This is a genomic window from Enterobacter cloacae complex sp. IR5458 (assembly GCF_049238025.1).
GTDB lineage: Bacteria > Pseudomonadota > Gammaproteobacteria > Enterobacterales > Enterobacteriaceae > Enterobacter > Enterobacter kobei.
Genome location: NZ_JBMKIF010000010.1, coordinates 1 through 19,991, shown reverse-complemented (window position 1 = coordinate 19,991; position 19,991 = coordinate 1). Strand labels below are relative to the sequence as shown.

Here is a 19,991-nt window from a genome sequence, read left to right as displayed (position 1 = left end):
TTAAGCCTCTAACAAAAAATCGCAGGTCGCGGAAGGGTGGATCGCCGTGACCGGCTGCACGGGCTCTTCCAGATAGTTGATCTGAGGAAGCCCCGCGAGATCTGCCGGAACGGGAACCGGCTGCGTGCCAGCGTTAAACACGCGGATGACCGTGCCATGCGACTGTTGGGCATGGGGCAGGGCAGACAGAATAAGCGGCTCCGGTAGGGTCAACAGCGAGAAGTGTGCCGGAAGCTGGCGTTCGGGCAGGCGCAACGAAAAGCGCTCAAGGCGATGATCGAGCGTGTGCAGCGTTTGCCGTTGATAGGTAAACGGCTGCCCGGTCGCGAGATTTTCCAGCTGGCGTAGCGTCAGATGATCGGCACTGTCGGCCAGCGCGACGCTGAATGAAAAGTGCAACGGCTTCAGCAACTGGGCATCGGGGGTCTCAACCACCGTATTATTAATCCCGGATGCCCGACCCGGTCGCCAGTCAAGGTCGTTTCGTCCGAGCACACCCGTTGACTTAAACAGCGTCAGGGCAATCACTGCCGGTTCGTCCCCGAGGATCTGAAACTCCTTCATGCCGCGGCTATTCACCACCAGCGCTTTGCCTTCTTCTGCGACAGCGATAATACCCTCGCTGGTTTCGATATCCACGGGCAGCTCGCGATAGCGTTCCTGCCAGTTTTCATCGTTATACCCCGTTTCGCGTTGGATGATCGCAAAGGGCTGTGAGGCGATAGCGTGATGCGTGTGAATATCGCTGTTGATCAGCAAGCGCAGCCGGTGATCGCAGTGGCTGTTTTCCAGCGCACCGTCGACATACAGGTTCGGATCGTCATGGCGCAATTCACACGCCAGACGCAGGCATAACGGTTTTCTGACTGCATCCTGATGTCCGGCGAGATCCGGCGGCAGAAGCAGCGTCGCCTCAATAATCAGCTTTTCGACAAGAGGCGTTTTCAGGCAATCAATGAGTGTGAAATGGGAACAGCGCGTTGGCGTATCGCCTGCAAGCGGGGAGAAATCGTAGCTGTCGCCCGCATCCGCGCAGTCTTCGAGGGTAAAGAACGCGGGGATGCATCTACCCGTGTGTTTGTCCTCAAGGGTAAGCGTTCCGGCGTCCAGCATCAGCCGATAATGCGCATTTTCTATTTCGCGGCCCTTTTTCTGTTCAGGCTGTCGTAACGGCGCAGGGTTATTCTCAACGTTCACGGTGAGATAGCCAACCGACGGCAGAACCGGCGTCTGGACAGCAATGTGCCAGCGGAAATAGGGAGGAAGGGGCGTTTCACACTCGCCTTCGGCAGTGAGGGAGATCGCCGTTCCGCCGGGTAAAATGTCTCTTTTCAGGACGTCGAAGCGCACGGGCTGCCCCTGATACGTCAGCGCGATATGTTCAGCCCGGCTATACAGCGTGGTTTTAACCACGCGCCGCATTGGGGTGGTCAGCGGATTGAAGATCAGCAGGTCCCCTTCCTGAGCACAGGCAGAGGCCAGCGTTTTTACCACCAGATTCCACAGGCTGTGACACAGCTGCTCGGTTTGTTCCAGCCGATGCAGAATGTCGCGATTGGTCGCATCGCTATTACAGCCGCCGATAGAGTCGTGGGCGTGGCTTCGCAAAAGCGTCTTCCAGAGGGTATCGACCACAGAGAGATTGACCGGTAGCCCCTGATGCCGCGCCATGGCAATCGTCGGCTCCAGCTGTCGCAGGATATACTGCTCAATCTCATCATTTTTCTTTTTAATGTCGTAGCGCACGGAGCCGATCGTTTTATGGATGCGGGTGTAGCGTGGCGATTTCAGCTCGCCTTCCCAGCTTTCAAACTGCTCACGCTGCGCGCGCAGGATGTCGACGTAACGCTCCAGCGAACTGATGGTGTACCAATCCTGGTTGGGAGAGTGTTTGCTGGCGACCTGCAGGATAGTCGGCAGCGCCGGGTCGATGCTGACCTGATCGCCGCCGCAGGGCAGGAGCAGGTCATCGATACCGGCCCGTGAACGCAGCAAATCGACCATCGGGTAGATTTTCCCCTGCAGATGGCTGGCTTGCGAAGCGATATTTTTAGCCGCGCCATACCCGAGCGCCATCGCGCAGGCGATGACGCTCGCCCCTGACGGCGCGCGCCAGATAAACTGGCTGCGTTTGGCCTGCCGGTCGTGATCGATACCGCGCCAGAAGACGATGTTATCGATATTGCAGCCCTGCAAAATCGTCGGCATCTGCGCATTGTGGCCGAAGGTATCCGGCAGATAACCGACCTGCATCGCATGTCCCAGCGTTCGGGCGGCGAAGATGCCGTACTTCAGGTTGCGGATAATGGATTCGCCATGCACGTTGTAGGTGTCCGTCTGGGTATACCACGGCCCGACGAAAATCCTTTTTTCTCTGACCAGCTTTTCCAGCCTGGCGCGATAATCGGGATTGATCGCAAGAAAGTCCTCCACGACCGCCATCTGCCCGTCAAGGTGATAGCAGGCATAAGCCGGGTCCTGCTCCAGCGTGTTGATAACATCCGCAAAGTTATATGACGCCAGCACCATGCTGTCCTGACGGGTGAAATACCACTCCTGATCCCAGTGCGTGTGGGCAATAACGTGGATCTGACTCATGATGTTTCCCTCACCTGACGTTCTTTGGGCTGACATAAAGCACGCCCAGGGCGCAAATCAGTGCGCCAATAAAGACGCTCGCCAGATAGCCCGCCACATTGGTCGCCAGCGGCCAGCCCCAGATGGCGGGCAGAGGCAGCGTCTGCTTCACGCCGAGTGCAATCGCCACCAGCGCACCGGCGACGGCACCGGTCATGAACACCGGGATCAGGCGTGGGTTTTTCAGGATGAACGGGATAGCGCCTTCGGAGATCCCGATTACGCCCAGCAATAACGAGGTGCTGCCAACGGTTTTTTCTTCCCGGCTGAAGACATCCGGCAGACCAAAGCGGCCGTTGAGGAATGCGGCAAAACCGACGCCAATGGAGGGGATCACGATAGAGAGTTCGCGGGCGGTTAAATCAAACGTCTCGCTCATGCCATTCAGGCCGAGCGCGACCGAGCCTGCCGCCTTATTGACCGGACCACCAAGGTCGAAAGCGGTGCCCGCGGCGATCATTGCGGAATAGAACCCGCGTCCGGTGTCACCTGCCGAGGTAAAAAAGACCACCATCAGCTGATTAAGCGAGCCAAAAATCGGGTTAATCAGATATTCCATGACCATCACCAGCGTAATGCCGGTGATCAGCGGGACGATTAGCATGGTTTTAATGGTGGTGAGCTGCTGGCGGACATGAATCGAATCGTTGAGCCAGCGCACCAGATAGCCCACAAAGAAGCCAATGCCAATCGCGCCGAAAAAGCCGGAGGGCATAAAGCCCTCGATATCAAAGAAGCGCTTGTAGACTTCGTCTGACATGATGCCGCCGATAAGCCCGGGGATCAGCGCCGGTTTTCCGGCAATGGCAAACGCCAGATACATGGCGAAGACCGGATACATGAACTTGATGGTCATAAAGCCCACTTTATCCAGCACGCTGAACGGCGAATGTTCAATGTTAATAAACTGGCCGGTAATTTTGGCCGTCGCCATCATCAGGCCACCCATGACCACGACCGGTAACATATAGCTGATGGCCGCCATGATATGGCCAATAAATATCTGGTAAGCCGAACGCCGGAGATCGGCCTCGTCTTCATCTGCTACCGCGGTCGCATTTTTTTCCATTGCCAGCGCCTGACGCAGATAGCGGTCGGTGTGCTTGATCAGCTCTTGTGTTCGTGTCTGAAGGTGAGGTATGTCATCAAAACGTTCGGCATCCTGAATGGGGACGTCGGTTGCCAGAATAATGGCGGTGGCAGAAGCAATATCCTGTTTTGTTAAGCGATTTTTAACACCGTCGCTACCCTGCGTTTCGACCTTTACCTCAATGTTATGCGCTTTAGCCCATGCGATAATTTTATTCGCGGCCATAAACGTGTGTGCAATGCCTGTCGGGCAGGCCGTTACCGCGACAACTTTTTGTTTCGTCATTGTCATAATTCCCTGGATGTGAAAACAGGGAAAGTATAAAGAGAAGCCAAAACAGTTTTTAATGTTTGCTAATACTTATTACGTATCGTCATACGCGGGCTTGCAATATGTGAAGCGCCTTCCAGAGGATATTTTTCGGCTGTGGTAAAGTCATGCCAGGATTAAACAGGGTGTAATATATGAATTCATTTCAGGGAAGTGAGCGTTTGATATTTGAATACATTCAGCATCACGCTACTCATATTTCTACTATATCGGCAAAAGAGATTGCCCGTGATACTTTTACCACGACAACCTCCGTTAATCGCGTGTGTAAGAAAATGGGGTATAAAAGTTATACCGAGCTTCGGTATCGTTTTTTGCGCGATCATTTTACCCCTGCGCCTGTAAACCCTGACGTGGGGCCGCAGGCGGAGGAGATTGTGGTGGAGATGTCCAGGTTGCTGACCCATTCCAGCCATATTTTTCTCTATGCACGGGGCGCATCACTCACCAGCCTCAACTACCTGTCGCGTTTTTTATCTCTGGCGAGCCTGCCGCACCTTATTCTCAACGATATGCACCAGCTGACGCGGGTATCGAAGGGAACGCTGGTGTTGATCAGTAAATCCGGAGAGACGCAGTCGTTAATTGAAATGGCGCGTAACGCGCTGCGCAAAGGATTAAAGATTATTGCGATCACGCGAGAGGGGTCTACGCTGGCCGCGCTCTCTTCTCTATGCTGGCCGTTGTTGATTGATATCAACACGGTATCGTTATATCAGCGGGAAGGGCAGCTGGAACTGTTAAGTGCAGTAGACCGTATCGGCTGCAGGCTGCTGCAGCACGATACGGTGTAGTCAGGTCGTCAGAGCTGCTTCACTATCCCCAGACGGACGGCATAATCATTTTCATGGTTGCCGTCATCGTTGATATAGGTTTTATCCAGTGAAACCAGTTCGACGTAAGGCGTCCAGCCATCGTCGAGCTTGTAGTTGAAGGCGACGGTATGTTCCCAGTAGGTATCATCCCCGGTTCCCTGATCGACACCATCCTGCCAGCGGAAGCGTGGGTTGTAGGACATCCCGAATTTGCCAATGTTATACGCGAACCAGATGTCGAACTGGTGTGACTGGCGGCGGGTATACCCGCTGCCGTCGAGTTCTTTGTCGCTGTGCGCGTCATTGACGGTGTTATAGCGATAACGGGCGGCGAGATTCAGACCGTTATCGAACGCTTTCCAGCCCTGAATGAAGGGGCGGTAATGGGTATTGCTGACGGTGAAAACCGTCACCATGCCCGGCGCTACGGCAAAGCCGTTTCCAAGATCGAAGCGCCAGCGCGTTTCAATCTCTTGTGCCGCTTCCGTTAAGCCTTTTTCGTCTGGGTTATATCGGTCGGTATCGCCAAAAAAGGTATCATTGTGGTTTTGTGCGGCTTCAACGGAGAAGTAAAAACCATTCTCCGCCTGATGCATGACCTTAATACGGGAATCATTGACGTCTGAGTTTGTGTTGTGACCAAAACGAAGGTCGACGGATGTATTTCCGCACCATCCCTGTGTGCTTAATAATAGTGCGCTAATACACGTTGCTTTAATAATTCTCTTTTTCATAATGTCCTGCCGAGGTTATTTGATTGGCAGGGCTATTTTTATTTTCGGCACGCCACGATGTAAAAGTTATCGTCGTACATTTAGCGTATCGCTAAACATAAAAAAAAGAGATACAGCATGCTGTATCTCCTGATAGTTATTCCTGCACCCACCAGATAGCTTCAAACGGGCGCAAGAGCATCGTGTCGGGACGGGTGGGGACATCATCATAGTTGCTGAGTGCGACCCGCCATGCGCCCTGTACCGGCTCCGGTTGCCACTGCTGACGCTCGTGACTCAGGTTCGCCACCACTCTCAGCGTCTGCCCCTGCCACTGACGGCGATAACACCACAGGGAAGGATGGTCCGGGAGCAGATCCTCATAGTCGCCCCACGTGAGCAGCGGCAGCGTTTTGCGCAGGCGAATCAGCGACTGGTAGGTGTAAAACACCGAGTCCTGGTCGTCCAGCGCCGCGCGGGCGTTCACGGTTTCGTAGTTATCGCAGACGCCAATCCACGGCTCGCCCTCGCTAAAGCCCGCATTGTGCGAGGCGTCCCACTGCATTGGCGTGCGGCCGTTATCGCGGGATTTGCTTGCCAGAATCGCCAGCAGTTCCTCAGGATCGCGACCGTTTGCCCGCATTTCGGCGAACATATTCAGGCTTTCCACATCGCGATAATCGGTTATGCGGCTGAAGTGCGGGTTGGTCATCCCCAGCTCCTCGCCCTGATAAATGTACGGCGTGCCCTGCATACCGTGCAGCACCATGCCCAGCATTTTCGCTGCGGCTACGCGGTGTTCCCCTTCGTCGCCAAAGCGTGAAACGATGCGCGGCTGATCGTGGTTACACCAGAACAGCGCGTTCCAGGCTTTGTTGTGCATCCCCTGCTGCCAGTGGCGGAAGAGGGTTTTCAGCGCGACAAAGTCCGGTTTCGCCTTCGTCCATTTTTCACCGCCCGGGTAATCCACCTTCAGGTGATGGAAGTTAAAGGTCATCGACAGCTCGCGCCCGTCGAGCGAGGCATACTGCTGGCAATTCTCCAGCGAGGTCGAGGACATTTCGCCCACCGTCATCAGGTTGCGCGGGGTAAAGACGTCGCGGCTCATCTCCTGAAGATATTCGTGGATGCGCGGCCCGTCCGTGTAGAAGCGGCGACCGTCGCCCGTTTCGTCATTCGGGAAATCCTGATCTTTTGAAATCAGGTTAATGACGTCCAGACGTAAGCCGTCCACGCCGCGATCGGCCCAGAACTCGCATACCTTTTTCAGCTCGGCGCGCACCTCCGGGTTTTCCCAGTTGAGATCCGCCTGCTCCGGCGCGAAGAGGTGCAGGTAATACTGCTCGCTCTCGGCGTGCCAGCGCCAGGCGTTGCCGCCAAACTTGGAGCGCCAGTTGTTAGGCAGTTGCTCCGGCGTACCGTCGCGCCAGATGTAGAACTGGCGGTACGGGCTTTCCTTATTCAGTGATTCCCGGAACCAGGCGTGCTGGGTTGACGTGTGGTTGAACACCATATCCAGCACGATGCGAATACCGCGTTGATGCGCCCCGGCGACCAGTTCGTCAAAATCATCCAGCGTACCGTACGCCGGGTCGATGGCGATGTAATTCGCCACGTCATAGCCGTTATCCACCTGCGGCGAGATATAAAACGGCGTCAGCCAGATGGCGTCAATGCCGAGGGTTTTCAGGTAGTCCAGCCGCGCGGTCACGCCGCGTAAATCGCCGGTGCCACTGCCGGTCGTGTCCTGAAAACTCTTTGGATAGATCTGATAGATGACGCCGTTCTGCCACCAGTGAGGAAGGGTATTCATAATGCGTTCCTGCAAATGCGAAGGGGCGCAACTGCGCCCCGAAAGATGAAGTTAAACAATCTGCAGCGCGCCCTGACGGAACTTACGCTGATAAACCACGGTGGTGAGCGCCATTGGGACGATAATCGCAATCGCCATTGCCAGGGCAAACACCTGCCAGTAAGCGGGCTGGATGGAGAGAATGCCCGGCAGACCGCCCACGCCAATCCCGTTCGCCATCACGCCGTTCAGACCGCACACCAGGCCTGCCAGACCGGAACCGATCATCGCGCAGAGCATCGGGAAGCGGTATTTCAGGTTGATACCGTACATCGCCGGTTCGGTGACGCCGAGGTAGGCGGAGATGGCGGCCGGAACGGAGATCTCGCGCTCGTTGTGCTTACGGCTGACGATGATGATGCCGGTCACCGCAGACGCCTGCGCAATGTTAGACAGGGCGATAATCGGCCAGACCGGCGTGCCGCCGAGGCTCTGGATCATCTGCATATCAATGGCCAGCGTGGTCTGGTGTACACCGGTGATCACCAGCGGGGCGTACAGGAAGCCAAACAGCGCGGCGCCAATCGGTGCGAAGCTGCCGGTCATCAGGTGGCGCACCGCGAAGGCCACGCCGTCGCCGATCATGCGGCCAAACGGACCGATAAACGCATGTGCCAGGAAGACGGCCAGAATCAGCGAGCAGACCGGAACGACCACCAGATAGAGATAATCCGGCACGATGCGCTTCAGGCGTGTCTCAATAAAGCCCAGCATCAGCCCCGCCAGCAGGGCCGGGATAACCTGCGCCTGATAGCCCACTTTGGCGATGGTGAACAGACCGAAGTTCCACACTTCAGGCACCTGCTGACCAAGTAAGTAAGCGTTCATTAACTGCGGAGAGACCAGCGTGACGCCCAGCACGATACCGAGAATCGGCGTACCGCCCATTTTGCGCACCGCGGACCAGCAAATCCCGACCGGCAGATAGAAGAAGATCGCTTCACCAATCAGCCACAGGAAGTCGTAAACGGTTTTCAGCGCCGGATACATCTGCGCCAGGGTTTTGCCGTCGCTCATCGGCACATCACCGATGACGTTACGGAAACCGAGAATTAAGCCGCCGCTGATCAGCGCCGGCAGCAGCGGGAAGAAGATCTCCGCGAAGTGGGAAATCAGCTGCTCGTGCCACTTCATATTCTGGCGTGCAGCCTTCTTGGCCTGCTCTTTATCCGCCGAGCTGTGCCCGGTGGTTGCCAGCAGAGCCTGATAGTAATCGCCCACTTCGGTACCAATGACCACCTGGAACTGCCCGGCGTTGGTGAAGCAGCCTTTAACCATTTTGAGTTCTTCAATCGCCTTCGGGTTCGCTTTGGCCGGATCGTTCAGCACGAAGCGCAGGCGGGTAATGCAATGGCTAACGGTTGCGATGTTTTCGCGGCCGCCGACCAGGACGATCAGCTGATCAATATCTGCTTGTTTGACTTTACTCATCATGAAACCTCATGACAGATGGTGAGGGGTGTAATGACCTGAGCGCAAGCCTACTCTTTCAGCGTGACGGCGAAAATGGGAACGTTCCCGAAATCGGGCGAAGATCACAATAAACGCTTCAGAGGGGCTATGAAAGATGAGCGGGAATCACGATCTGCCGCGGCTCGCTCCGCCCGTTGATCTGCTCGATCAGCTGCGCGGCGGCCTGTCTGCCGGACTCGGCATAACCCGGATCGACGGTGATGATCTCCGGGTGCAGAAACTTCATCAGCGGCGTGCTGCCGACGCTCGCCACCTGCAGGCTGTCGATGCGCTGCTCCTGAAGGTATTTGCTGGCTCCCAGCGCCAGCGTATCCGTGGCGCACACCAGCGCGGTTGTCTGCGGGGTCAGGACACTGGCAACCTGCTCGTAGCCTTGCTTCATGCCCAGACCCGGCAGGGAGGCGACGGCCGGGAGGTTGTGCTTTTTGCAAAACGCCAGATAGGCCTCATGGCGACGCTTGCCGGTGGTGACGTCGGTGTGGGGGACGCCGAGGAAGCTGATATGGCGATGGCCTTTATCGTACAGACGCTGCATCAGGGTGATAATCGCCCCCTCGTCGTCATAACAGACAGAGGCAAAACCGTGGGCGTCGCGCGCCATCATGACCAGTGAGGGCTGCCAGGGTTTTAGCATCTCGTCTTTAATGCCGGTAAAGCCGAACAGCACCACGCCGTCAATGTTGCGTCGCTGGAGCATGCCCAGATGCTCTTCAACCAGCTGCGGCGAGAACTGGCTCTCCATCATGATGGGGTCATATCCCTGCTCGTAAAAGGCGGGCAGCATGGTCTGCACGGCAAGGTTCTCCGAGAGCGAATCCAGACGAGAGACAATAATCGCGACCACTTTATCACTCTGCCCACGCATAGCGCGCGCGGAGCGGGAAGGGGAAAAGCCGTGCTGATTCATCACCGCCTCGACGCGCTCGCGTGTGCGTTCGCTGACACCGCTTTCGTTATTCAGCACGCGTGAGACGGTCGATTTCCCCACGCCGCTTAAACGCGCGATGTCTTTAATGGTAAGGCGGTTCTGCATGCTGTTTTCCCTGTAACAACGACAAAATGATCAATTGAGCCTAATGCTATAGCGCGATTTCGCTATGGGCAAAGTCTGGTTTACGTTCGGTTTATTTGCAGGGGGGTATAATACCGCCCGAATCGTCACAAAGGGTACGCTTAAATCCTTATACTGCGCGGCGACACCCTGTTTTTTACTTACCGGAGGCTCCATGGATCCCGATCCCACACCTCTCCTGAACGGGAGAACACGTTCTTTCCGGTAAGCCAGCTTTTGCTGTCTCACCGGTGATGTGAGGCAGCAACGTCCCAAACGTTCCTGCTTGAAAAATTGAGTGCCTGACAGGTACGGCTTTGCCATGCCTGAAGGGAATGCTGCGTCCGCCGTTGCGGATGCGGAGGAATGACTATGTTTAAAAATATCACCCGGCAGCTGCAGGCTCTGCTGAGCCGCCACCTGCCACATCGTCTTATTCAGCGCGACCCGCTGCCCAATGCCAAAAACATCGCGGGTGCTGCGATTCCCGCTTCCCTGACCGAACGCTGCCTGAACGTGGCGGCAATGGATGAAAATGAAGTCTGGCGCGCCTTTGGCGGCCACCCGGAAGGGCTGAACGCGACGGAAGTGGACAAAATCCGCGCCGTACACGGCGATAACCAAATTCCGGCGCAAAAACCGTCTCCGTGGTGGGTGCACCTGTGGCTCTGCTACCGCAACCCCTTCAACCTGCTGCTGACCGTGCTCGGCATCATCTCCTACGCGACGGAAGATCTCTTTGCCGCAGGGGTGATTGCCCTGATGGTGGGGATTTCCACGCTGCTGAACTTTATTCAGGAAGCCCGCTCCACCAAAGCGGCGGACGCCCTGAAAGCGATGGTCAGCAACACCGCGACCGTCTCGCGCGTGATTAACGACCTCGGCGAAAACGCCTGGGTGGAGCTGCCCATTGACCAGCTGGTGCCGGGTGACCTGGTGAAGCTGGCCGCGGGGGACATGATTCCTGCGGATTTACGCATCATTCAGGCGCGGGATCTGTTTGTCGCCCAGGCCTCCCTGACCGGGGAATCCCTGCCCGTTGAAAAGGTGGCGCGCAGCCGTGATCCGCAGCAGATGAACCCGCTTGAGTGCGACACCCTGTGCTTTATGGGAACCACGGTCGTCAGCGGTACGGCGCAGGCGATTGTCACCGCGACCGGGGGCAACACCTGGTTTGGTCAGCTTGCCGGACGCGTCAGCGAGCAGGAGAGCGAGCCGAATGCCTTCCAGAAAGGGATTGGCCGCGTCAGCATGCTGCTGATCCGCTTTATGATGTTGATGACGCCGATTGTGCTGTTGATCAACGGCTACACCAAGGGCGACTGGTGGGAGGCGGCGCTGTTTGCCCTCTCCGTGGCCGTTGGCTTAACGCCGGAAATGCTGCCGATGATTGTCACCTCCACGCTGGCGCGTGGGGCGGTGAAGCTCTCGAAACAGAAAGTGATCGTCAAGCACCTCGACGCTATCCAGAACTTTGGCGCGATGGACATTCTCTGCACCGACAAAACCGGCACCCTGACGCAGGATAAAATCGTGCTGGAGAACCACACCGATATCGCCGGTAAAACCAGCGAACGCGTGCTGCACAGCGCGTGGCTGAACAGCCATTACCAGACCGGGCTGAAGAACCTGCTCGACGTGGCGGTGCTGGAAGGGGTCGATGAGGAAGCCGCCCGCACGCTCTCCGGTCGCTGGCAGAAGGTGGATGAGATCCCGTTTGATTTCGAGCGCCGCCGCATGTCGGTGGTGGTGAGCGAGCAGCCGGACGTGCACCAGCTGATCTGCAAAGGCGCGCTGCAGGAGATCCTGAATGTGTCGACGCAGGTGCGCCATAACGGTGAGATCGTGCCGCTGGACGACACCATGCTGCGCCGCATTAAGCGCGTTACCGACAACCTGAACCGTCAGGGGCTGCGCGTGGTGGCGGTGGCGAGCAAGTTTCTGCCCGCGCGCGAGGGGGATTATCAGCGTATCGACGAATCCGATTTGATCCTCGAGGGTTACATCGCATTCCTCGATCCGCCGAAAGAGACCACCGCGCCTGCGCTCAAAGCGCTGAAGGCGAGCGGTATCACCGTTAAAATCCTCACCGGCGACAGCGAGCTGGTGGCCGCGAAAGTGTGTCACGAAGTCGGGCTGGATGCGGGCGAGGTGGTCGTGGGCAGCGACATTGAGCACCTGTCCGACGACGAGCTGGCGAAACTGGCGCAGCGCACCACGCTGTTTGCCCGTCTGACACCGATGCATAAAGAGCGCATTGTCACCCTGCTACGCCGCGAAGGCCACGTGGTCGGCTTTATGGGCGACGGCATCAACGATGCGCCCGCCCTGCGTGCCGCGGATATTGGCATCTCCGTGGACGGCGCGGTGGATATTGCCCGCGAAGCGGCGGATATTATCCTGCTGGAAAAAAGCCTGATGGTGCTGGAGGAGGGCGTTATCGAAGGGCGTCGCACCTTCGCCAACATGCTCAAGTACATCAAAATGACCGCCAGCTCCAACTTCGGTAACGTGTTCAGCGTCCTGGTGGCCAGCGCGTTTCTGCCGTTCCTGCCGATGCTGCCGCTGCACCTGCTGATCCAGAACCTGATGTACGACGTGTCCCAGGTGGCGATCCCGTTTGATAACGTCGACGACGAGCAGATCCAGAAGCCGCAGCGCTGGAACCCGTCCGATCTGGGGCGCTTTATGCTGTTCTTTGGGCCGATCAGCTCCATCTTCGACATCCTGACCTTCTGCCTGATGTGGTTTGTGTTCCATGCCAACACGCCGGAACATCAGACCTTGTTCCAGTCCGGCTGGTTCGTGGTGGGTCTGCTGTCGCAAACGCTGATTGTGCATATGATCCGCACGCGCCGCATTCCGTTCATCCAGAGCCGTGCCGCATGGCCGCTGATTGTGATGACGGGCATTGTGATGGCGCTCGGCATCGCGCTGCCGTTCTCGCCGCTGGCAAGTTACCTGCAGCTTCAGGCGCTGCCGCTGAGCTACTTCCCGTGGCTGGTGGCGATCCTCGCGGGCTACATGGTGCTGACGCAGATGGTGAAAGGGTTTTATGCGCGTCGGTATGGGTGGCAGTGATTTTTTGCCGGGTGGCGGCTTCGCCTTACCCGGCCTACTCCCGTCACGTAGGCCCGGTAAGCGCAGCGCCACCGGGCAATAGCTTTCTTCCCAAATTTAACAACCTGTGATCGCCGTCGGCGCATTCGCTTGACGACAATTTGTACGCATGTTAACAGAATGTTTTGCCTTTATTTGGCCCGTCAGATAAGGAACATTCATGTTACGGTACAGCCTCTTAACCGCCGGGCTGCTGCTCGGCGCCTCTGCCTTTGCCGCCCCGGCAGGGGATCTCCCGTTAATGCCCTGGCCTGAGAAGGTGGAACGCCCGACCACGCAGGGCGCACTGGTGCTCACCAGCCAACTTTCCGTGACCGTCAGCGGCGACGATCTCGGCGACGCGGTCAACCGCCTGCGTCAGCGTATCGCCCTGCAAACCGGCTGGACGCTACAGCCGCAGGCTGAGCAACCGGACAAACCGACCATTCGCATCGCCATCGCCAAAAAGGTGAAGCCACAGCCGCTGCCGGACAGCGATGAAAGCTATAAGCTCACGGTGGATGCCAACGGTGTGAACATCTCCGCCAACACCCGCTTCGGCGCGCTGCGGGCGATGGAAACGCTGCTCCAGCTGGTGCAAAACGGCGCGGAAAACACGTCGCTGCCGTGGGTGACCATTGAAGACGCGCCGCGCTTCCCGTGGCGAGGGCTGCTGCTCGACTCGGCGCGCCATTTCATTCCCGTCGTGGATATCAAACGCCAGATTGACGGCATGGCGGCCGCAAAGCTTAACGTCCTGCACTGGCACTTAACCGACGATCAGGGCTGGCGCTTCAGCTCGAGGCGTTACCCGAAGCTGACGCAGCTTGCCAGCGACGGGCTGTTCTATACCCCTGAGCAGATGCGCGAGATTGTTCGCTATGCCACCGAGCGCGGTATCCGCGTGGTGCCGGAGATCGACATGCCGGGCCACGCCTCGGCGATTGCTGTGGCCTACCCGGAGCTGATGAGCGCGCCGGGGCCCTACAAAATGGAGCGCAACTGGGGCGTGCTGAAGCCGGTGCTTGATCCGACCAAAGAGGCCACATACGCCTTTGCTGACGCGATGGTCAGCGAACTGGCGGCGATCTTCCCGGATCCGTATCTGCACATCGGCGGGGATGAGGTGGACGACAGCCAGTGGAAAGCGAACGCCGCGATCCAGACGTTCATGCGCGACAACACGCTGGCGGACAGCCACGCGCTGCAGGCCTATTTCAACCGCAAGCTGGAGACGATCCTCGAGAAACATCATCGGCAGATGGTCGGCTGGGATGAGATCTATCACCCTGACTTACCGAAAAGCATTCTGATCCAGTCCTGGCAGGGGCAGGACGCGCTGGGTAAGGTGGCGCAAACCGGCTACAAGGGCATTCTTTCGACCGGTTTCTACCTCGATCAACCCCAGTCCACCGCCTATCACTACCGCAATGAAATCGTTCCCCAGGGGCTGAATGGCGTGGACGTGATAGCAGACACCGACAGCGCCCAGAGCTGGGCCTTCTCCATGCCGCGTCTGAAAGGCAAGCCAGTCGAGGGGAGTTTTACCCTGGTGAAAGGGGACGCCGGCTGGCGCGGTTTTATTGATTTTGCCGGGAAATCCCGCCGTGCGGTGCAGGATATTGCGTGGCGCGACGACAATCAGGTGACGTTTACCGTTGATACCTGGATGGGCGAAACGCGCCCGGTCGTCTCCGTCGATAACGACAAGCTCACCGGTTACTTCCTGGTGGGCAATACCCGCTATCCGATTAGCGGTACCCGTCTGGACGAGGTGCCGAAAGGGATCCCACCGGTAGTGCCGGACGTGGCGAATCAGGCTAATTTGCTCGGCGGAGAAGCCGCGCTGTGGGCGGAAAATGTGGTCGCACCGGTGCTGGATATCCGCCTGTGGCCGCGGACGTTTGCGGTGGCGGAGCGGTTATGGTCCGCGCAGGACGTCAATGATGTCGACAACATGTATACCCGCCTGCAGGCGATGGACAGCTGGACGACGGTGTCGGTTGGCCTGCAGCAGCATACCCAGCAGCAGGTGCAATTCACGCGGCTCGCGAATAATGCCGACACGTTGCCGCTGCAAATCCTCGCGCAGGCGCTTGAACCGGCCCAGTATTACACCCGTCAGCACCTCAAGTTCCAGGCGGGAAACTATCACCAGTTTGAGCCTCTTAACCGCCTCGCGGATGCGCTGAATGCGGAAAGCATCACCGTGCGTCAGATGAACAAATGGGCGGACCGTCTGGTGAGCGATGCGGAAGACGCGGAAAGCGCCGACGCGCTGCGCCACGTCTTTAATCGCTGGCAGAGCAACACCAGCGACGCGCTGGCGCTGAGCGAAAACAGCTATCAGCTGAAGGCGATTAAACCGGTGATCCTGGAGGTGGATAAGCTTGCCGCAATTGGCCTGAGGCTGACGGATCTGGTGGCGCGACAGGGCACGCTGGATGACAAAGAGATCGCCTCGATTCAACGCGAGCTGGATAACGCGGCGAAGGTGCAGGAAGAAGTGGTGATTGCGGCGGTGTATCCGCTGGAGACGCTGCTCAGGGCGACGCGAAACCAGTAACATAAGCGCCCGGTGGCGCTACGCTTACCGGGCCTACGTGACGTGTAGGCCCGGCAAACGAAGTGCCGCCGGGCGTAAAGGCAACTCAGTTCTTCAATATCCACGCCTCTTTCCAGTCTGAACCCACGCCGGGCTCGAACTGGGTAGAGGTCGAACTGTACTGCTTGCAGTACCCGCTGTACGGGAATGGCTTGCACTCGTAGGTCTTACCGTCTTTGGGCTGCAACACCACGGTGCCCGCCTTATAAGAGGCAAGATTATCCGGGAAGATAAAATCAGATTTACCGGTATCGCCGGAGGTTGCTTCACCTTCGAGCATCATATCCAGCACGTCCTGCGCGAACAGGGTGCCGGCTTTATTGGTGGCGTAGTATTTCAGCATGTGGTGCCCTGGCGTGACGTTTGTCAGGTTCATGGTCACATCCTGGTTGCTGTTATTCATATCCTGCTTCAGATAACCTTTTTCCGCTCCGGGATGGTTCAATACGTGTGCTTCAAGGTTCACGTCACCCTGAGTATTGACGTGGAATGTCACCGTCGCGGCACCGTGAGTCACTTTGCTGTAATGCAGGTCAGTCACGGCAATGGATTCATTAACCACCGCTTTTTGCTCTTCATAAGAGATAGCCACTGACTTTAGCGTACTGTCTTCTTTTACGAAGACGCTGTTTGCGCCGTGAACCGGGCTAACGTCTCCGCTTTCATCCTTCACGCCGACGCGCACGTCGTGATGAGCGCTGTTAATTTTTTGCGCCAGATCGTAGGCCCACTGGTTGGCATCTCCCTGTTGAGCCGAGGCGATAGTCAGCTCGGTCGCCATGGAGGCGATTTCGCCGTTGGCATCGAAGAAGCGAGCAATTACTTTATCGCCCACGTTGAGGTTGTTACCCGCAACCTGGCCGCTCAGCGTTTTGCTCCAGACGGAGGCGGCGACCGGGGTTTCATCCGGCGTGACGTTGCCGCCGTTACCGAAGTCCACGTCGATGGCCTGATAGAAACTGTTGGGCGTATCGGCAATTTCCCACACGCCGTAAATCACCTGATAACCGGTACGTTCCGGCACGTTACAGTTCATCGACTGGGTCATTGCGGGCGCCTGGCCGTTGCCGTTTACCGTACAAAACGGCGTTAAGTCGAACTGGTCGCGGGTCAGCGGCTTATTCGGGTTCCAGTTTTGTTTGGTGATGTAATAGCGCCAGTTGGTGGTTTTGTGCGGCGCGGTGTGATGCCAGACAAACTGATGTACCCCGGCGGTCATCGGCGTTTTGGTCCAGGCATTCTGGCTTTGCTTATCAAGCTGCGAGTAGTTGGCAATCCCGGCGCTGGCGAGTTCGCCATCCGGCGGCAGGCTCCCTGACGGGAAACCGGAGGCACGCTCTACGCTCTGGGGTTCATATTCCACCAGACCGCAGTCAATATTTTGTCCCTGTTTACACATATAAGCGCGGCTGGCAGGGGATTCGATATAGCCGTGTGCCAGCGCAGAAGAGGCTACCGTAAGAGTGGCCATAGCCAACGCAATTCTGGAGATTTTCATTTTTGTCCGAAGCGGGAATGTATAAAGGTGTGCGAGTGTATTTATTCCCGGACCGCGTCGTCATCGTATTACGAAGGTAAAAATAGCCAAATAAAAAAGGCAGCCGAAGCTGCCCTGGTTTGCCTGAAATTGATTAGCGGCGCACGGCGATCGCTTCGATTTCAATTTTCACGTCTTTTGGCAGACGCGCCACTTCAACGCAGGAGCGCGCCGGGAAGGTCGCGTTGTGTTCGGTAAAGAATGCTTCGTAAGTGGCGTTAACGGTCGCGAAATCGTTCAGATCTTTCACGAACACGGTCGTTTTCACGATGTCGCCCACTTTCAGACCGGCAGATTCAACGATAGCCTGCACGTTTTCCAGCGACTGACGCGCCTGTGCCGCTACGTCGGCTGGCACTTCACCGGTTTTTGGGTTCACCGGGATCTGGCCCGAGGTGATGATCATGCTGCCCAGATCAACGCCCTGAACGTACGGGCCGATAGCCGCGGGTGCATTTTCCGTCGCGAGTACTTTGGTCATGATTTCTCCAGAATAACAGCTGATTAAATGTTCCCGGCCATTATAGGGAGGCCGGGATCCTTTACCAACCTCAATTAGTTGGCCAGCACCACATAATGAGAAAACTCTTTTTCGCAGTATTTGCATTTGAGTGCGATGTCATCAGCGCGTTTTTTCACTGCAAAACTGGATGAAACCGGCTCAGCATGACTGATGCAGTTGCTGTTCGGACAGACCAGCACGCTCTCGATGCGATCCGGCAGGCCAGGATGGGATTTGCCGACCACTTCATACTCGTCGATGCGGTTGACGGTGGCATCCGGTGCGTACAGCGACAGCTGGTTGACCTGCTCGTCGGTCAGGAAGGTATTCTCGATTTTGATCAAGTCCTTGCGGCCCATCTCGCCCGACGGCAGGTTCAGGCCAATGGTGATGCGCTGATCGGTCTCGGTCAGTTTGAACAGCGTCAGCAGCTTAAAGCCCACCTGCGCAGGGATGTGGTCAATCACGGTGCCACGTTTGATGGCTTCAACCTGGAGTTTGTTATCGTGTGTCATGGTCGTCTCCCCTTACAGAGCTAAGTCGCGATTCAGAACCAGTGCCAGTAACGCCTGGCGGGCGAAGATACCGTTCCCGGCCTGCTGGAAGTACCAGGCGTGCGGCGTTTTATCCACGTCAGTGGTGATCTCATCGATGCGCGGCAGCGGGTGCAGCACCTTCATGTTGTCGCGCGCGCCGTCGAGGTCGCTGGCGCGCAGGACAAACTGCGCCTTCACGTTGGCGTACTCGGAAGGATCCAGACGCTCTTTCTGCACGCGGGTCATGTAGAGAATATCCACGTGGCTCATCACCTCTTCGATGCTGGCGTGCAGGCTCCACGCAATGCCTTTTTCGTCCAGCATATCGAGAATGTACTGCGGCATCGCCAGCGCATCTGGGGCGATGAAGAAAAAGCGGTTGCCGTTAAATTTCGCCAGCGCCTGGGTCAGGGAGTGGACGGTGCGGCCATATTTCAGGTCGCCGACCATGGCGATGTTAAGGTTCTCCAGCGTGCCCTGCGTCTCCTGAATGGTGAACAGATCCAGCAGGGTCTGCGTCGGATGCTGGTTAGCACCGTCCCCGGCGTTCAGTACCGGGATGCCGCCGGAAAACTCGGTCGCCAGGCGCGCCGCGCCCTCCTGCGGGTGGCGCATCACAATCGCGTCTACGTAGGTGCTGATCACTGAAATGGTATCCGCCAGGGTCTCGCCTTTTTTACCCAGCGACGTGTTGCTGCTGTCTGAGAAGCCCACCACGCTCGCGCCCAGGCGGTGCATGGAGGTTTCAAAGGAGAGGCGGGTGCGGGTCGAGGCTTCAAAGAAGCAGCTCGCAATCACCTTGTGCTTCAGCAGCTCCGGTTGCGGATTGGCCTTCAGTTTTGCCGCGGTTTCCAGAACCAGTTCCAGCTCTTCGCGGCTGAGGTCGTTTATGGAAATGATGTGTTTTTGATAAAGCGGATTCATGTTTATCTCCTGACGCCGGGCAAAAAAAAGCCCCTCAAATGAGGGGCTCTGGGAATAGATTAAGCAACGGGAAGAAAAACGGCAGGACAGCGTCTGATTTCAGACGCGGTAAGACGTTATGTCGTACACGCTTGACCATGCATCCTCCCGGCAAATTGTCGGGCATTATACGCAGCTCGCTTTGCGGATCAAGCGATTTAATGCACGCTTTACTCAATGCAAACGGTTCTTTATGAATATTAATGCGTTCTGAGTAAATAATTAATTTGCTTATGCACCAGCGCGGTGCGCTTCACCACCCGAGGGGCGACCCAGACGATACTGCTTCCGGCCACCACGCCTAAAATTTCCGGTAACTGGTGATAATCCAGGATACGCGCCACCGCGCGGCCATATCCGGCAACGGTATGGATAAGGATAAATTCGCTATTGTGCTCAACGCTCACCACCATTTCGGACACGGTGCGCGCGGCATCAGGAGCCGGGCGCAGCTGGGGATTCAGCGAATAAATCTTTAGCCCTTTGGCATTTCGAATTTTTATGACACCGAGCAACTTGAGCAGACGTGAAACGGTGGACTGGCTGATGGTCTCAAAACCCCGCTCCTGTAAGTCGCGGCGGATCTCCTCCTGAGAGAGATAGCCCTTTTCCGCGATCAGACGCTGGCAGACCGTTAGCTGTAGTTGCTCTTTGGGAGAGTACTCTTCGTAATCCATCATAGTTCCCATATCAGTTCCCGAAATAACCGGTGACACCGCACCGATCCACAGGCCGGATAAGCGCAGTGTATGACCGGATACATAGGTGACAGATCAGACCGGGAACAT

At 57.0% G+C, this 19,991-nt stretch carries 15 protein-coding genes and 1 pseudogene; 4 read left to right on the top strand and 12 right to left on the bottom strand.

What is annotated here, in order from left to right; translation table 11 throughout:
• Together ACOTYN_RS10490 and ACOTYN_RS10485 are read right to left on the bottom strand one after the other, a co-directional pair.
• On the bottom strand, positions 1-2,598 hold the full coding sequence (locus ACOTYN_RS10490; protein WP_332957721.1) for a glycoside hydrolase family 38 C-terminal domain-containing protein: 2,598 nt from the start codon (positions 2,596-2,598) through the stop codon (positions 1-3).
• A 10-nt stretch (positions 2,599-2,608) separates the two neighbouring features.
• Positions 2,609-4,012: a PTS fructose transporter subunit IIC gene (locus tag ACOTYN_RS10485; RefSeq protein ID WP_071922660.1), complete on the bottom strand. Its 1,404-nt coding sequence runs from the start codon at positions 4,010-4,012 to the stop codon at positions 2,609-2,611.
• Positions 4,013-4,191: 179 nt separating this feature from the next.
• Here ACOTYN_RS10485 and ACOTYN_RS10480 point away from each other — a divergent pair, with 179 nt between their 5' ends.
• Positions 4,192-4,851 (top strand): MurR/RpiR family transcriptional regulator, encoded by a 660-nt coding sequence (locus ACOTYN_RS10480; RefSeq protein ID WP_071922659.1) that lies wholly within the window; start codon positions 4,192-4,194, stop codon positions 4,849-4,851.
• An 8-nt stretch (positions 4,852-4,859) separates the two neighbouring features.
• Here ACOTYN_RS10480 and ACOTYN_RS10475 read toward each other — a convergent pair whose 3' ends face one another.
• The 4 genes from ACOTYN_RS10475 to treR all read right to left on the bottom strand — a co-directional run bounded on the left by ACOTYN_RS10475 (position 4,860) and on the right by treR (position 9,943).
• Entirely contained in the window at positions 4,860-5,606 is a 747-nt protein-coding gene (locus ACOTYN_RS10475; RefSeq protein ID WP_332957717.1) for an oligogalacturonate-specific porin KdgM family protein, read from the bottom strand.
• 136 nt (positions 5,607-5,742) lie between these two features.
• Positions 5,743-7,398, bottom strand: coding sequence for an alpha,alpha-phosphotrehalase (gene treC / locus ACOTYN_RS10470; RefSeq protein WP_071922658.1), 1,656 nt, complete (start codon positions 7,396-7,398; stop codon positions 5,743-5,745).
• 51 nt (positions 7,399-7,449) lie between these two features.
• On the bottom strand, positions 7,450-8,868 hold the full coding sequence (gene treB / locus ACOTYN_RS10465) for a PTS trehalose transporter subunit IIBC (RefSeq protein ID WP_014882300.1): 1,419 nt from the start codon (positions 8,866-8,868) through the stop codon (positions 7,450-7,452).
• A gap of 127 nt (positions 8,869-8,995) precedes the next feature.
• Entirely contained in the window at positions 8,996-9,943 is a 948-nt protein-coding gene (treR, locus tag ACOTYN_RS10460) for a trehalose operon repressor TreR (protein ID WP_014882301.1), read from the bottom strand.
• Positions 9,944-10,333: 390 nt separating this feature from the next.
• Here treR and mgtA point away from each other — a divergent pair, with 390 nt between their 5' ends.
• Together mgtA and ACOTYN_RS10450 are read left to right on the top strand one after the other, a co-directional pair.
• Positions 10,334-13,042 (top strand): magnesium-translocating P-type ATPase, encoded by a 2,709-nt coding sequence (gene mgtA, locus ACOTYN_RS10455; RefSeq protein ID WP_332957713.1) that lies wholly within the window; start codon positions 10,334-10,336, stop codon positions 13,040-13,042.
• Positions 13,043-13,241: 199 nt separating this feature from the next.
• The gene (locus tag ACOTYN_RS10450; protein ID WP_332957711.1) at positions 13,242-15,626 is read left to right on the top strand and encodes a beta-N-acetylhexosaminidase; all 2,385 of its coding nucleotides are present in this window, start codon (positions 13,242-13,244) and stop codon (positions 15,624-15,626) included.
• 85 nt (positions 15,627-15,711) lie between these two features.
• Here the strand turns inward: ACOTYN_RS10450 and gbpA are convergent, their stop codons facing one another.
• The 5 genes from gbpA to ACOTYN_RS10425 all read right to left on the bottom strand — a co-directional run bounded on the left by gbpA (position 15,712) and on the right by ACOTYN_RS10425 (position 19,303).
• Entirely contained in the window at positions 15,712-17,163 is a 1,452-nt protein-coding gene (gene gbpA, locus ACOTYN_RS10445; RefSeq protein WP_045281932.1) for an N-acetylglucosamine-binding protein GbpA, read from the bottom strand.
• A 133-nt stretch (positions 17,164-17,296) separates the two neighbouring features.
• Positions 17,297-17,683, bottom strand: a complete 387-nt coding sequence (ridA, locus tag ACOTYN_RS10440) for a 2-iminobutanoate/2-iminopropanoate deaminase (RefSeq protein ID WP_014882305.1) — start codon at positions 17,681-17,683, stop codon at positions 17,297-17,299.
• Positions 17,684-17,757: 74 nt separating this feature from the next.
• Entirely contained in the window at positions 17,758-18,219 is a 462-nt protein-coding gene (gene pyrI, locus ACOTYN_RS10435; RefSeq protein ID WP_014882306.1) for an aspartate carbamoyltransferase regulatory subunit, read from the bottom strand.
• A gap of 12 nt (positions 18,220-18,231) precedes the next feature.
• Positions 18,232-19,164 carry an aspartate carbamoyltransferase gene (gene pyrB / locus ACOTYN_RS10430; protein WP_014882307.1) on the bottom strand — a complete coding sequence of 311 codons (933 nt, stop codon included), beginning with the start codon at positions 19,162-19,164 and terminating at the stop codon, positions 18,232-18,234.
• A 34-nt stretch (positions 19,165-19,198) separates the two neighbouring features.
• Positions 19,199-19,303: a pyrBI operon leader peptide gene (locus ACOTYN_RS10425; protein ID WP_270784326.1), complete on the bottom strand. Its 105-nt coding sequence runs from the start codon at positions 19,301-19,303 to the stop codon at positions 19,199-19,201.
• On the opposite strand from ACOTYN_RS10425, the pseudogene ACOTYN_RS10420 reads away from it, so the two are divergent.
• Positions 19,283-19,400: pseudogene (locus ACOTYN_RS10420) on the top strand (hypothetical protein). The gene ACOTYN_RS10425 and the pseudogene ACOTYN_RS10420 sit on opposite strands and share 21 nt — an antisense overlap.
• Before the next feature lie 3 nt (positions 19,401-19,403).
• Here ACOTYN_RS10420 and ACOTYN_RS10415 read toward each other — a convergent pair.
• Positions 19,404-19,883, bottom strand: a complete 480-nt coding sequence (locus tag ACOTYN_RS10415; protein WP_014882308.1) for an arginine repressor — start codon at positions 19,881-19,883, stop codon at positions 19,404-19,406.
• Positions 19,884-19,991 lie beyond the last annotated feature (108 nt).